Raw genomic sequence first — 13,293 nt, 5'->3', positions numbered from 1 at the left:
ATGGAGAGACACGGGTTCGTCACGGCCGGAACATGGTGTGTCGACCGGAACATCATCGTCGACCAATGGCCGCGCGAGGACATGGCCGCCACGGTGCGCGACGTCCGGCTCGCCGGCGGCGGATCGGCATGCAACTTCGGCGTGGACATGCGGCGGCTCGATCCGTCCGTCCCGGTCGAGACCCAGGGGCTGATCGGAGCCGACGCCGAGGGCGATTTCCTTCTGGGCGTGGCGAAGGAACACCGGATCGACATCTCAGGGCTGCACCGATCGGAGGCCGGCCGGACGGAGGTCACGGACGCTTACGTCTCGGCAGCGACGGGCCGGCGGACGCATATCCTCTTCTACGGGGTGGCGGGGCAGATGACGCCCGACCATTTCGACTTTTCACGGACCCGGGCGCGCTACCTCCATCTCGGCCTGCCGGGCGTGCACGAGCAGATGGACGGTCCTTGGGGCGAGGATGCAAATGGCTGGGTGACGGTCCTCAGGAAGGCCCGGGCCGCGGGGCTGGAAACGAACATGGAGTTCGTCGCGAACGAGGAGGAAGCGATCAGACGGCTCGCTCTGCCCTGTCTTCCCCATCTGACCACGCTCGTGGTGAACGACCAGGAGATCGGCGCCATGGCCCGCATGGAGACGGTCAGCGACGACCTGACGGACCCTGCGGTCTGCCTGGCCGCAGCGCGGAAGGTGATCGGCGAGGGCGCGATGGACGTGGTCGTCGTTCACTTCACGCGCGGCGCCGTTCTCGTGGCGCGAGATGGCGAGGTGATCCATCAGCCCTCGGTGGCGGTTCCCGACGGCGAGCGGAAGGGGGCCAACGGCGCGGGCGACGCGTTCGCGGCGGGCTTCTTCTACGGGCGACACAAAGGATGGAACCGAGCCGAGTGCCTCCGCATGGGCCACGCCACGGCGGCGGCCAGCTTGCGGTCTGCCGAAACATACGCCGCCGTCGAAAGCGCCAAGGCATGCCTCGAACTGGCGGATCGCTGGGGGTGGAGAGCATAGGTCCGCTCAGAGGATATCCTTCAGCGCCGCGATGAGCCGCGCGTTGCCTCCCGGACGCGAGGTCGTCACCCGCATGAAGCCCGGTCCGAGCCGGGCATCGCCGAGGGGGCGTAGAAGGATGCCCCGTTCGCGCAGCCTTGCGGCGATCATCCCCGCGTCATGCGGCGCGAAGTCGGCAAGGAAGAAAGAAGTTTCGGTCGGAAAGGTGCGGATGCCCAGCGCCTTGAGATCTCATGCCAGCCCTGCCGCCCATTCCCTCAGCAGCGCGGAATGCTCTGCGATCTTCCGTCGTGCCGAAGTTTGGCGAGCGCGGCGGCCTGGCTCGGCCGCGCCAGGGGGTAGGCGTCGTTGCCTGCGTTCAGGTCGTCGTCCCGGGATGCCGGGCAAGGAGCGCCGGCAACGGGCTCATGTCGAAGGTGCCGCCATTGGGATTGTTGGGGTTCAAGATCACCACGAGCGTCGTACCATCGGACACCGCCAGTTGGCCCATGCCGAAGCGGAAGCCATGCTCGGGCAAGAGGGGCGTCTCGGTATGGCTCTGCGCGATCTCGGGGAATAACGCATGGTTGGGAGTGAGCAGACGGACCTGCTGGCCGAGCCTGTCGAAGATCTGCCGGAGGATCAGTTCGGAGCCTGCGTTGACGTGGATCAGCGCCTCGGGAACGTCGAGTTGCCGGGCGAGAAGCTCGCGCAGCGGGGCCGAATAGGGTTCGGTATACAAGTTGCTGTGCGGCAACTCGGCCCGCGCAGCCTCGATCGCCTCGTCGATTGGCGGGAGCGGATTCTCGCAGAGAAGGAGCTTCAAGCCCTCGAAGCCTGCACCGCCCTTCTCCGCCCTGGGCGTCATGGCCGCCCCCCTTCAGCCTTCCCTATCCGTGGGCCAGCGCCAGAGTCCACGGTTTCCCCGGGGTTTCATCGATCCCGTGGACCTGCCGCCGCGCATCGTCGCCACGTGCCGCTCGAAGCCGCATGGGCACGAAGCCGCGGCAGCCCGGTCAGCGTGTTGACAAGCGGAGGCTACGGATCGCCCCCCATTCTACCTCGAGCCAGGTCCGGTGCTGCGGGTCGCCATCCCCTTCAGCACGCGCCAAGCCAGCCGTGGATTGCGCCGCAACTGGCCGATCGCGTTCGGAATGAAGCCCCTTCCGTAGGGAACGTAGGACCGCAGCGCCACGCCATTCTCCCGCGCCCAGACGAGGACCGGCGCCATCGGCACGCCATAGATCGCCTCGACCTCGAAAGAGGCGCCGGCAGCGCGCAGCCGCGATGTCGCCTCCGCGAGAAGCGACAGGTCATGGGTGGCCACCGCGACGTGGCGTGCGCGCCCGGCCAGTCGATCGATCACCTCCAGGTAGCCCGCGCGCATGTCCCGGTCGGGATCTTCGGGATCGGGCCACTGGCCCTTGACCACGCGGACACTCAACCCGCGCTCGATCGCCCAGTCGGCGTCCTCGAGGCTCCGGCGCCAACGGCCCGGCAACGTCGTGCCGAGGTTGGCCGGAGGGAGATGGACGAGCATGGTGTCGATCATCCGATGCGAAAGCTCGACCGACTCGATGCCGTGGGAATCGCAATGGAGCCGGACATTCCGCGCCTTCGCGCAGGTGGCCATCTCTGTCGCCAGCCCGTCGTCGAAAAGGACCGCGGGCGGCTTGATCGAGAGATACCCGTCCAGACCGCTGGCCGCGAGCGCCTCGATCGAGGCGAGGTACTGATCGGCCATCTCCCGCGCCGACTCGTCCCCGAGGGGCCAGAAACCGAGGGTGTTGGGAAGGTCGTCCGCCGCCAGTCGCCGCGCCACGCAGATCGCATCGTCCACCGTATCGCCGCCGATGTGATCGCGCGCAACCCGTTGCGCAATTGGCGTCAGAAGGGCCGACGCCCGTTTGACCATCCCCGATTTCAGGCGCCGCATGCCAGTTTCGGCTGCATCCGGCGGCGCCGAGGTGCTGTAGGATCCGTCCCCCCTATTCATCGCGGTCGCCCCCCGCAAGACCCGTGGAATGCTGCGGCCGGCCGTGACCCGGCGCGCTATTCAGCCGCTTCTGGACGCCACCGCCCTCCCTGAACTTCTGCAGCCGTTCGGCGATCAGGTTCTTCTTCCGTCTCACCGTTTCCGCAAGGGAAGTCGCCCCCCGGAGCAGCGTAGGATATCTTTCGAGTGCGGCCTTCGCATGACGCTTCACCTGACGGATGCCGGATCCTATCCGGATCGAAATCGGAGGCGTGCCGATCGGCCCGAGCACGCGCACATTCGTGCAATAGAACCACTTGTAGTCTTCATCGCCGATCGAGAAATCGAACTCGCGGTGCCCGCGTTCCTTGCTCTCCTTCAACATGGCGTGCAGCAGTTGGTGACCGAGCGAGTATTTCTGGAACGCGGGATCCTTGTCATAGGAAAATATCCATCCGGACCACACCCCATCGTGGACGAAGCCCAGCCACACCGACAGGAGCCGGCCGTCTCCACGCAAGGTCGAGGCGGTCAACAGGCCACTCTCCCTCAACAGCTCGAAGTATTTTCGATTGCGTGAATCGGCCAGATAGTTGGGAACGCCCGTGTCGTGGAACTGCTGGGTCTTCCATTCGAATGCCAGTTCAAGAACGTCGTCGCCCGTATCGTTCATCTCGAATACGAGCTCGTCGAACTGCTCGGCCAATCGCCTTCCGCGTCTCTGCTGGTCCTTGTAGAGACGCTTGCTGCGCGTCTGGAGGAATTCCTCGTACTCGGAAAAGGAGTCGAAACGCGTCCAATCGATGAACGGAGCCGGATCCAGGTCCTGGTATTTTTCCCGGTCCCACTGCGAGGCGTCTATGACTTCCCGCACAACCGATCGGGCGTAACGACCCTTGCGCACCGGAGCGGATGGATCCACATCCTCGAGCGGCTCAAGGTAATCCATGAAATGAAGGTCGGGCATGGCTGTCTTGCCATCGACGACCAGCAGGCGAAAAACGTGGTCTTCTATCTTGACCAGCTCGATATCTGTCTCTCGATCGGGGAAATAGGCTTGCGCCGCGACATTTAGATACCCGGTGGATGCATAAAATTGCATAACGTTACCCTTACATTGACTCGGAAATTCTGACTTGTCTTCCCTCCGATTGGCTGATGTCACCGAAGACGACGATCAGGCCGAGATACGTTGGCGCATGGTCTCTGAGCGGACTGCGCCACACGAGTGGTCCACCTAGATTGTTAGTGCATGATCGGCCCATGATCAATGATAGTGGCCCTTTCGGGATTGGCGGGACGCAGCACGCCGCCCCTACGCCGTCGCCGGGGACGAGGCGAGGTCCAGCGCCTCGCGAACGGGCAGGACATCGCACCCCGAGGCGATCGCCGTCGTGACAACCTCCTCCAAAAGCCGTGGCGTCGTGCCGTATGGACCGTGGGTTTCGGACACATCGTGGGTCAGGAAGATCACCCACCCATTGAGCCGCACGGCGTCCTGGATCCACTCCGCGACGCTTCGCTGGCTAAGCACATGGGGCTCCAGGCACACGCAGGACAAGAGACCGACATCGACCTTTCCGACGTTGACCCCTTCGAACACCCCGCGGCAGGCGGCAAATCGGCTGGCCGCCGTCCGCTTGGCAGCGACGGAAACATCGCCATAGGGATAGGCAAAGGTCGTGACTTCTTCCTTCGGAAGAACCGATTTCAGAAAGGCCAGGTTCGCATCGAATTCGGCAACGATGTCCGGAGCCGGCAGGCAGCGCAAGCGCCGATGGTTGAACGTGTGACAGCCGATCTCGTGCCCGGCCGCCGCAACCTCTGTCAGACGGGACGCTTCGACGATCGCGTTTCCGTCAAACTCGGTCCCGCACAGGTTGCCCGCAACATAGTAGCTTCCGCGCACCCCGTGTTGCCTGAGGATTCGCCCGCCCACTTCCCATGCCGACACGGGGAAATCGTCAAACGATATGCTGACGACCGGGCGCCGGAATCCGAGGGTGCGGTATTTTCCGCCAAACGCGCGGGCTGCCCGGTGGGTGAGGCTGGTGGAAATTCGCGAGAACATGACTCAGCTCGTCGACCGACCGGTTATGACCACATGCCGCCGGGGCGCTGCAATCACGGCGCCCTGCAGCCGGGTGCGCGCTGCCGGCACCTCACCCTTGGCACACCCGGCCCCGCCAGATCGCGCGGAATGCAAAGCCTCTGCCTGCCGCATGAGCACCCAGGGATTCTCCGGTATCGAGCCTGCGCCACGTTGCTCTGTGAACAACGTTGGGAGAGTGGCCGGATTGGGCGCAGAAAATCGCATGCGGGCGGATCCTTTTGCTGGGGCTCCAGTGCTTTCCACACGCTAGCACAGCGCAATATGCCCGTCGTCACGTAATTGCCCGGGATGGGCCAGCGTCAGGCCCGATGGCCAGAGCGCCTGCGTTGGGGTGTTTGGGGCAACTGGCCGGCTCGTGGAGCGCGTTGGCAACCGGCACTTACATTCCCCGTCAGGCGCGGCAGTCCTGACAGGGTCCCAACCAGCCGTCTTCCTCGGGACACCGTGGAAAAATGGCCGCGATCCGGCGCCAACCATAGGGAACTCGTCACAAGGTTGCGGCGAACTCAGGTTCTCTTGCCCCAAGGAATGGCGGGCGCCGATGCGCTTCGGGAAGCTTGGCAGAGCGAGGAGACCTGTTGCCGCTGGCTCGACGCGTCGCGCTGAACATGTCTCGACCGCCTGACCGATTGCCCGAAACGCGCAAATTTGCGCTGAGTGGCGCGACATGCGACACTTCAGTCGGTCGAGAGCGTGGCACATGCTTGCGCCTCGTCTGGAAGCCGGTCGGCTTGGGGCTCTCGTTCGGCCCGATGACTGCGCACCCGGAAACAGGCGGAATCGCTGAAAGGTGTCCGCCCGACACAGGAGGGACAATGTTCAAGAGAATAGTTGTGCCCGTGGACCTTGCCCACGTGAGCAAACTCGAAAAGGCGCTTCGTCTGGCGCGTGATCTGGCGCAGAAGTATGAAGCCGAGCTTTGTTACGTCGGCGTGACGACGTCGACACCAAGCGCGGTCTCACGCACTCCCGAGGAATTCATGCGGAAACTGCAGGCCTTCGCGGCCGAGCAAGCCAAATCGTCGCAGTCCACCGCATCGACGCACACCATCGTCAGCCACGATCCAACCATTCAGATGGATCGCGAACTCGAGGAAGCGATCGATGAACTGGGCGCGGACCTCGTCGTGATGGCCTCGCACGTGCCGAACGTGGCGGACTACGTCTGGTCCGGCCACGGTGCGCACATCGCCGCCCACAGCAACGCGTCCGTCATGCTGGTGCGCGACTGAACTTCAGACAAATTGAATTGAAAGGGGATCAAATGGCCGATCAATCAGGCGACACGGCTACACCTGAAGGGATCCCGAGTCCGGAAGGTGCCGTCGATCTCATCGAAACCGACTACGAGATCGGACAAGACAATGTCGAGGGAAGCCTTGGCCCATTGGGGTTCGACATTCACAACCCCGTCTTCCTCGTTTCAGGCCTCTCGATCGTAGCCTTCGTGTTCTATGCCCTGGCGTTGCCCGAGCAGGCGGACGCCGCCTTCAGCTGGCTGTTCAGAGCCGTCACCAAGGGCTTCGACTGGTTCTTCCTCGGAGCAGCCAACATCTTCGTTCTTTTCTGCCTCGTCCTCATCGTCACGCCCTGGGGCAAAGTCCGGCTGGGCGGCACGGAAGCCGTGCCGGACTACAGCTATACCGGTTGGTTCGCCATGCTTTTTGCCGCAGGCATGGGCATCGGGCTGATGTTCTATGGCGTCGCCGAGCCAATGAGCCACTTCTCGTCCTCCATTGGCGGCGTAGCGGCCGACGGCGGTGCGCGCATCGACTGGGCGCCCCTTGGTGCGGCCGCCGGTGACGAAGCCGGTGCCGTCAGGCTCGGGATGGCGGCAACCATCTTCCACTGGGGACTGCATCCCTGGGCGATCTACGCGATCGTCGCGCTGGCGCTGGCGCTTTTCACCTATAACAAGGGACTTCCGCTCACGATCCGCTCCGCCTTCTACCCGATTTTCGGCGATGCCGTCTGGGGCTGGGTCGGCCACATCATCGACACCCTCGCGGTATTCGCCACGCTCTTCGGCCTGGCAACATCGTTGGGCTTCGGCGCGACACAGGCGAACGCGGGCCTGAACGAGCTGTTCGGCATCCCGGTCGGACCGATGACCGAAGTGCTGCTGATTTCGGGGATCACCGCCATCGCGCTCGTCTCGGTCCTGCGGGGCCTCGATGGCGGGGTCAAGGTGCTCTCGGAAATCAACATGGCGCTGGCATTCCTGCTGCTGATCTTCGTCCTGATCGCGGGTCCGACCGTCTATCTCCTGAAGCTTTTCGCAAGCTCGCTCGGCTCGTATTTCCAGTACCTGCCGGCACTGTCGAACCCGTTTGGCCGCGAGGACGTGAACTTCAGCCAAGGCTGGACGTCATTCTACTGGGCATGGTGGATCAGCTGGTCACCGTTTGTCGGCATGTTCATCGCACGGGTCAGCCGTGGCCGCACCGTCCGCGAATTCGTGGTCTGCGTTCTTCTCATACCGTCGCTGGTCTGCGTGTTGTGGATGTCCGTCTTCGGCGGCACGGCCCTGCATCAGGTCGTCACCGAAGGCTACACGGTTGCACAGGACGCAGCGCTTGAGCTCAAGCTCTTCAAGATGCTGGACGTTCTGCCATTGGCCGGCATCACGTCGCTCGTCGGCATCGTCCTTGTCATCGTCTTCTTCGTGACCTCGTCGGACTCCGGTTCGCTCGTGATCGACACGATCACCGCCGGTGGCAAGATCGATGCGCCGGTGCCCCAGCGGGCGTTCTGGTGCATCTTCGAAGGTGCCGTCGCCATCGTTCTTCTGTTGAGCGCCGGCGGCCTGCAGTCGCTTCAGTCGATGGTCATCTCGACGGGTCTGCCGTTCACCGTGGTGCTTCTTCTGATGTGCGTTGCCATAGGCCGGGGCCTCAGCGCCGAGGCGAAGCTGTCCTAGTTTGGCACCTGCGCCCCCCCGCCCCGACAAGGGCGGGGGCCGTGAGCATGCGCTCAGCCTGGCCTTGCCCTCGGAATTCGGCGATGCGACGCCGACCGGTCCACGCGTCGGCCCCGGTGGCCTGGTCCACTCAGGCTGACGCGCCAGGATTGGCCCGCTTGCAGACATGGTTGCCGCAGCGGGCCAGTCGTCATCCGAGGTGTTTCTTCCTCAGTACCACAAGTCGGCCATCGAGGCCTTCTTGCGGGCGATGAAGTCCTTGAGCGCCTCGTCCTTGTCCGCGTCGAGGTGCGGCGGCTCGTATTTGGCCAAGATGTCTTTCCAGCGCTTGTTTGCCCGGGTCGCGGAGTCCGCCTCGCCCTGTTCGGACCAGGTTTCATAAGGCGAGTCGTCGTTCAGGGCGCTGTCCCAATACGCGGTTTCGTAGTGGCGGAGCGTATGTGCGGTGGAGAACAGGTGTTTGCCCGGTCCCTGTTCCGCCAGCGCGTCGATGCCGAGCGTGTCCTCGGTCACTTCGACGCCGTTGAGATAGGCATGCAGCGCGCCGCACATGTCGGTGTCCATGACGAATTTCTCGTAGGACATGCTGAGCAGCCCGTCGAGGAAGCCAGCCGAGTGCAGGATGTAGTTCGCGCCGCCCTGGATGGCCGACATCATCGACATCATGCTCTGCTGCATCGCCTGCCCGTCTGGACGCTTCGAGGTCGAGAAGTTCCCGGCGCAGCGCAGGGGCATGTTCAGACGACGGGCAAGCTGCCCCATAACAAGCGAGCCCAGCGCCGGTTCGGGCGTGCCGAAGGTCGGCGATCCCGAACGCAGCGACATAGAACTCAGGAACCCGGCGAGGATGGCGGGCGCGCCAGGACGGACGAGCTGGGTGATCGCACAGGAGACCATGGACTCGGCCAGGCATTGCGCGACGCTTCCGGCCACCGTCAGCGGCGAAACCGCGCCGCCGAGGAGGAAAGGCAGGTGGATCGACCCCTGGCCGGCACGCGCATAGGCGGTGATGCCCTTGGTCGTGGCCCCGTCGAGGACGAGGGGCGAGGTCGTGTTGAAGTTACCCATGATCACGCAGTTCTGGTCGACGAACTCCGCGCCGAACAGGATCCGGCACATCTCGATCGAGTCCTCGGCGCGCTCGGGCGCGGTGATCGAACCCAGGAAGGCCCGGTCCGAATAGCGGATATGGGCATAGACCATGTCCAGATGCCGCTTGTTGACCGGAACGTCCGTGGGCTCGCAGATCGTGCCGCCGGAATGGTGCAGCCAGGGCGAGGATTGCGCCAGCTTCACCAGGTTCTGGAAGTCCTCGATCGTGCCGTAACGGCGGCCCTTGTCGAGATCCATCACGAAGGGCGAGCCGTAGGAGGGCGCGAAGACCATCGCCTTGCCGCCGATCTCGACATTGTTGGCGCGGTTGCGGGCGTGCTGGGTGAAGCTCGCAGGCGCGGTCTTCAGGATTTCCCGGATCATCCCCGGTTCGAATCTGATGTTCCAGACATCTTTTTCGATGTTTGTGACCTCGCCCCCGGCCTTGCGGAAGAGTTCCACGGTGTCCGGGTCCTCGCGGAACTCGATACCGATCTCGGCGAGGATTCGGTCCGCGCCGGCCTCGATCCGGATGAGGCTCTCTTCGTCGAGAAGGTCGTAGGTCGGAACCTTGCGGGTGATGTAGGGCACGCGGAGATGGAGGTTCTCGCCGGCCTCTCCGGTGCGCCCCGACTTGCCCGAGCTGCGCCGCGACCGGCGTTCACGAACTCCAGTGGTCACTTCCTGATCCAGCATTCCGTATCCTTTCGAGAGAATGACCGCGCACCCGTGCCTGGCAGCGCCAAGGTCTCATGCACGTTCTTTTTCCGTATGCGGGGGCGCCCCCGGCAACCCAGCGGCCTCGGCAACGGCGATCCCGGAGAAGCGCCGCTGCTCCACGCGAAGCCTGTCGTCAGGCTGAACGAGATTCGGACGCGCCATTGCATCGGGCCCTTGGTGAATTCTGTTGATGTAATGGGGTGCTTCGGTCCGAGCTGACAATTGCAATAATACTCGCCCTGAATTAGTTGAACTAATGCATACCCGTCGAGATTCTGCAGAGCGGTTCGCCGGGACAAGGCGGCAGGGAGGAGCAGGCATATGCCAAGACGACCGTATGACCTGCCCCCGATGAGCGCGCTTATCGCCTTCGAGGCGGCTGCACGTCTTGTCAGCTTCAAGAGTGCGGCGCAGGAACTCAACGTCACGCCCGCGGCGATAAGCCATCAGGTGAAGGCGCTCGAAGCCGAGTTGCAGCAGACCTTGTTCCGCCGTCATCACAGAGGCGTGGAGCTGACCGAGACCGGGGCCTACCTCCTCGTCGCGATGCAGCGCGGGCTCGAAGAGATCTCCGACGCCATCGCCCAACTGCGGTCCCGGTCCACCAAGGCGGATGTGACCATCCACACTTCGACGGCAGTCAGCTCGCTGTGGCTGGCGCCAAAACTCGCGCGGTTCTGGAAATCCTTCAGCCACATCTCGGTCACCCAGAATGTCAGCGACGTCGACGTGCACACGGCGTATTGCGATCTCAGCATCCACTACGGCGACATCGCGAAGGCCACGGGCGATTGCCGCGTGCTGTTCCGCGACCGGATCATGGCACTCGGCAGTCCGCGCTTCCGTCAGGAGCACCCGGTTTCAGTGATCTCGGATTTTGCCAGCCTTCCGCTGATCCATCTGGAGGCCGGCGAGGCCGGCTGGACCGAGTGGCGCGACTGGTGCCGGGCGCTCGGATACGATGGGCCGCTCCGCAAGGGCTTTCGGGTCAACAACTACGTCATCGCCCTGCAGGCCGCTCAGGACGATATCGGCGCCGTCCTGGGATGGGACGGCCTGACCGGTCCGCTGGTGGCGTCGGGGAAACTGGTCAGGCTGATCCCCGACTGCATCGTCTCGCCTCTCGATTTCTACATCAAGGTGCACCCGCATGCGTCGTCGAACGCGATCGTGTTTACCGATTGGCTGTTGCGGGAAGCGAGGGAAGAATGATCCGGGGGCCATTCAAGTGCTTGCACCCACACCGTTTCACGAAGAGTGTCTCGGCCCACGTCGAGCCCAGGACACACTTGGGGCTTTGCTGCGCAAATCCTCTTTGGGTCAGCGTTCCGCTTTCTCTTGATGGAGTCGTTCAGCGCGCTGCGTGAACGCTGTGCCGAGAGAGGTGCAGCGGTTCAGGATTGCGGCGCGGATCTGAACCTCGGCAACCTGTCGATCGAGGTCCTGTGACATGACCCTTTTGCCGAGGAGCTTGAACACTGGATCCTGGCCTCCACCCGGTTGCACCAGAGATGGCCGCCTTTGCGTCACCAGATCGCGCGGCCGAGACGCGACTGGCGCAGTGTGTTTCGCCTCCGACGCGGGCACCGGCCGAACATTCTTTCCTGGGCTCGCTGTTCCGGCGGGGCGGGATCACAGCAGCGGCATCACGCGCGGCGACGGCCGCGTGACAGGCGCGAGCAACAGCTTGGATGCGCAGCGTGAATCCATCACGGTATTTGCACAACAAAGCCGCCTGTAGTCGGAACGCAAAAAGCCTCGCGGCGAGCGAGGTTAAGCATCTGACATTATTTCAGGATTTTGGTTGCGGGGGTAGGATTTGAACCTACGACCTTCAGGTTATGAGCCTGACGAGCTACCGGGCTGCTCCACCCCGCGTCAGGGTGATTTCATCGTGCGAGAGATACGGTTTGTGTTTCTTTCTAGGTTTGGCGGTGACCTACTCTCCCACGTCTTGAGACGCAGTACCATCGGCGCGGCGGCACTTAACGGCCGAGTTCGGGATGGGATCGGGTGTTTTGCTCGCGCTATGACCACCAAACCGAGAAAGAAACACAAATCAGGTGTCCAAGTGACTTTGCAGAAGTTCGCAGGCGCATGCCTGGCTTCTACTGGATCAAATCAAGCCTATCGGGCAATTAGTACCGGTCAACTGAACGCATTGCTGCGCTTACATCTCCGGCCTATCGACGTGGTGGTCTTCCACGGCCCTCAAGGGAGACCTGGTTTTGAAGGGGGCTTCCCGCTTAGATGCCTTCAGCGGTTATCCTGTCCGCTCATAGCTACCCAGCACTGCCGTTGGCACGACAACTGGTCCACCAGTGGAGCGTTCACCCCGGTCCTCTCGTACTAGGGGCAACTCTTCGCAAGTCTCCTACACCCACGGCAGATAGGGACCGAACTGTCTCACGACGTTCTAAACCCAGCTCACGTACCTCTTTAAATGGCGAACAGCCATACCCTTGGGACCTGCTCCAGCCCCAGGATGAGATGAGCCGACATCGAGGTGCCAAACGATGCCGTCGATATGGACTCTTGGGCATCATCAGCCTGTTATCCCCAGCGTACCTTTTATCCGTTGAGCGATGGCCCACCCACGTGGAACCACCGGATCACTATGGCCGTCTTTCGACTCTGCTCGACTTGTCAGTCTCGCAGTCAGGCTGGCTTCTGCCATTGCACTCAACGAGCGATTTCCGACCGCTCTGAGCCAACCATCGCGCGCCTCCGTTACACTTTGGGAGGCGACCGCCCCAGTCAAACTCCCCACCATGCAGGGTCCCGGACCCGGATAACGGGCCGCGGTTAGACATCAAGAATGCGAAGGGTGGTATCTCAAGGGAGGCTCCACGAGGACTGGCGTCCCCGCTTCAAAGCCTACCACCTATCCTGCACATCACATTCCTGATGCCAGTGCAAAGCTGGAGTAAAGGTGCATGGGGTCTTTCCGTCTAACCGCGGGTAGTGTGCATCTTGACACACAGTTCAATTTCGCTGAGTCCACATCAGAGACAGCGGGGAAGTCGTTACGCCATTCGTGCAGGTCGGAACTTACCCGACAAGGAATTTCGCTACCTTAGGACCGTTATAGTTACGGCCGCCGTTTACTGGGGCTTCAATTCGGAGCTTGCACCCCTCCTTTTAACCTTCCAGCACCGGGCAGGCGTCAGACTGTATACGTCGCCTTACGGCTTCGCACAGCCCTGTGTTTTTAGTAAACAGTCGCCACCCCCTGGTTTGTGCCCCCCGCCAACAGTTGCCTGCCAACGGGGCCTCCTTCTCGCGAACTTACGGAGGTATTTTGCCGAGTTCCTTTGATGTGGTTCTCTCAAGCGCCTTGGTATTCTCTACCAGTCCACCTGTGTCGGTTTCGGGTACGGTCTCATGGAGGGCTATTTCCAGGAACCCCTAAGCAGCCCAACCAATCCGATAAGGTTGAACTACACTCGGGATCCGTCACATCCTCCTGGCCCAGGAATATTA

General features: G+C 62.7%; 10 protein-coding genes, 1 tRNA gene and 2 rRNA genes (1 of these 13 running past the window's edge). 4 read left to right on the top strand and 9 right to left on the bottom strand.

The genetic code is table 11. The annotated features are described in order from the left end of the window. Positions 1-1,011: a carbohydrate kinase family protein gene (locus ABCN56_RS10400; protein WP_343080728.1), complete on the top strand. Its 1,011-nt coding sequence runs from the start codon at positions 1-3 to the stop codon at positions 1,009-1,011. A gap of 6 nt (positions 1,012-1,017) precedes the next feature. Here the strand turns inward: ABCN56_RS10400 and ABCN56_RS10395 are convergent, their stop codons facing one another. The 5 genes from ABCN56_RS10395 to ABCN56_RS10375 form a co-directional block, all read right to left on the bottom strand. Beyond that, positions 1,018-1,161 (bottom strand): hypothetical protein, encoded by a 144-nt coding sequence (locus ABCN56_RS10395; RefSeq protein WP_343080727.1) that lies wholly within the window; start codon positions 1,159-1,161, stop codon positions 1,018-1,020. A gap of 208 nt (positions 1,162-1,369) precedes the next feature. Further along, complete coding sequence (locus tag ABCN56_RS10390; RefSeq protein WP_343080726.1) at positions 1,370-1,858, bottom strand: hypothetical protein; 489 nt, start codon at positions 1,856-1,858, stop codon at positions 1,370-1,372. 189 nt (positions 1,859-2,047) lie between these two features. Next, a complete protein-coding gene (locus tag ABCN56_RS10385) occupies positions 2,048-2,986 on the bottom strand; it encodes a proline dehydrogenase family protein (RefSeq protein WP_343080725.1) in 939 nt (312 codons plus the stop codon). Continuing rightward, the gene (locus tag ABCN56_RS10380) at positions 2,979-4,067 is read right to left on the bottom strand and encodes a GNAT family N-acetyltransferase (RefSeq protein ID WP_343080724.1); all 1,089 of its coding nucleotides are present in this window, start codon (positions 4,065-4,067) and stop codon (positions 2,979-2,981) included. Before ABCN56_RS10380 ends, ABCN56_RS10385 begins: the two co-directional genes overlap by 8 nt. A 213-nt stretch (positions 4,068-4,280) precedes the next feature. Then, positions 4,281-5,036, bottom strand: coding sequence for a polysaccharide deacetylase family protein (locus tag ABCN56_RS10375; RefSeq protein WP_343080723.1), 756 nt, complete (start codon positions 5,034-5,036; stop codon positions 4,281-4,283). Positions 5,037-5,893: 857 nt separating this feature from the next. Between ABCN56_RS10375 and ABCN56_RS10370 the strand changes: the two genes are divergently transcribed. Together ABCN56_RS10370 and ABCN56_RS10365 are read left to right on the top strand one after the other, a co-directional pair. Continuing rightward, positions 5,894-6,310: a universal stress protein gene (locus tag ABCN56_RS10370; RefSeq protein ID WP_343080722.1), complete on the top strand. Its 417-nt coding sequence runs from the start codon at positions 5,894-5,896 to the stop codon at positions 6,308-6,310. Positions 6,311-6,342: 32 nt separating this feature from the next. Next, the gene (locus ABCN56_RS10365; RefSeq protein WP_343080721.1) at positions 6,343-7,998 is read left to right on the top strand and encodes a BCCT family transporter; all 1,656 of its coding nucleotides are present in this window, start codon (positions 6,343-6,345) and stop codon (positions 7,996-7,998) included. 210 nt (positions 7,999-8,208) lie between these two features. Here ABCN56_RS10365 and ABCN56_RS10360 read toward each other — a convergent pair whose 3' ends face one another. Beyond that, on the bottom strand, positions 8,209-9,786 hold the full coding sequence (locus ABCN56_RS10360; protein WP_343080720.1) for a trimethylamine methyltransferase family protein: 1,578 nt from the start codon (positions 9,784-9,786) through the stop codon (positions 8,209-8,211). A gap of 345 nt (positions 9,787-10,131) precedes the next feature. On the opposite strand from ABCN56_RS10360, the gene ABCN56_RS10355 reads away from it, so the two are divergent. Beyond that, positions 10,132-11,022, top strand: a complete 891-nt coding sequence (locus tag ABCN56_RS10355) for a LysR substrate-binding domain-containing protein (protein WP_343080719.1) — start codon at positions 10,132-10,134, stop codon at positions 11,020-11,022. 589 nt (positions 11,023-11,611) lie between these two features. On the opposite strand, the gene ABCN56_RS10345 is transcribed toward ABCN56_RS10355, so the two are convergent. The 3 genes from ABCN56_RS10345 to ABCN56_RS10335 all read right to left on the bottom strand — a co-directional run. Then, positions 11,612-11,688 (bottom strand) — tRNA-Met (locus ABCN56_RS10345). Between the two features lie 48 nt (positions 11,689-11,736). Beyond that, positions 11,737-11,851: ribosomal RNA gene (gene rrf / locus ABCN56_RS10340) — 5S ribosomal RNA — on the bottom strand. 76 nt (positions 11,852-11,927) lie between these two features. After that, positions 11,928-13,293, bottom strand: a 23S ribosomal RNA gene (locus ABCN56_RS10335); it runs 1,471 nt beyond the window's last position.

The sequence above is a fragment of the Ostreiculturibacter nitratireducens genome, from assembly GCF_032670585.1.
Taxonomy (GTDB): Bacteria; Pseudomonadota; Alphaproteobacteria; order Rhodobacterales; family Rhodobacteraceae; genus Ostreiculturibacter; species Ostreiculturibacter nitratireducens.
The sequence above is the reverse complement of the archived record's forward strand: the minus strand, read 5'-3'. Positions and strand labels throughout refer to the sequence as shown.

What these genes read in the sequence shown, in the direction of transcription:
- ABCN56_RS10400 (WP_343080728.1), top strand. Translation starts at nt 1, where the DNA reads ATGGAGAGACACGGGTTCGTCACGGCCGGAACATGGTGTGTCGACCGG.
- ABCN56_RS10395 (WP_343080727.1), bottom strand. Translation starts at nt 1,161, where the DNA reads ATGATCGCCGCAAGGCTGCGCGAACGGGGCATCCTTCTACGCCCCCTC.
- ABCN56_RS10390 (WP_343080726.1), bottom strand. Translation starts at nt 1,858, where the DNA reads ATGACGCCCAGGGCGGAGAAGGGCGGTGCAGGCTTCGAGGGCTTGAAG.
- ABCN56_RS10385 (WP_343080725.1), bottom strand. Translation starts at nt 2,986, where the DNA reads ATGAATAGGGGGGACGGATCCTACAGCACCTCGGCGCCGCCGGATGCA.
- ABCN56_RS10380 (WP_343080724.1), bottom strand. Translation starts at nt 4,067, where the DNA reads ATGCAATTTTATGCATCCACCGGGTATCTAAATGTCGCGGCGCAAGCC.
- ABCN56_RS10375 (WP_343080723.1), bottom strand. Translation starts at nt 5,036, where the DNA reads ATGTTCTCGCGAATTTCCACCAGCCTCACCCACCGGGCAGCCCGCGCG.
- ABCN56_RS10370 (WP_343080722.1), top strand. Translation starts at nt 5,894, where the DNA reads ATGTTCAAGAGAATAGTTGTGCCCGTGGACCTTGCCCACGTGAGCAAA.
- ABCN56_RS10365 (WP_343080721.1), top strand. Translation starts at nt 6,343, where the DNA reads ATGGCCGATCAATCAGGCGACACGGCTACACCTGAAGGGATCCCGAGT.
- ABCN56_RS10360 (WP_343080720.1), bottom strand. Translation starts at nt 9,786, where the DNA reads ATGCTGGATCAGGAAGTGACCACTGGAGTTCGTGAACGCCGGTCGCGG.
- ABCN56_RS10355 (WP_343080719.1), top strand. Translation starts at nt 10,132, where the DNA reads ATGCCAAGACGACCGTATGACCTGCCCCCGATGAGCGCGCTTATCGCC.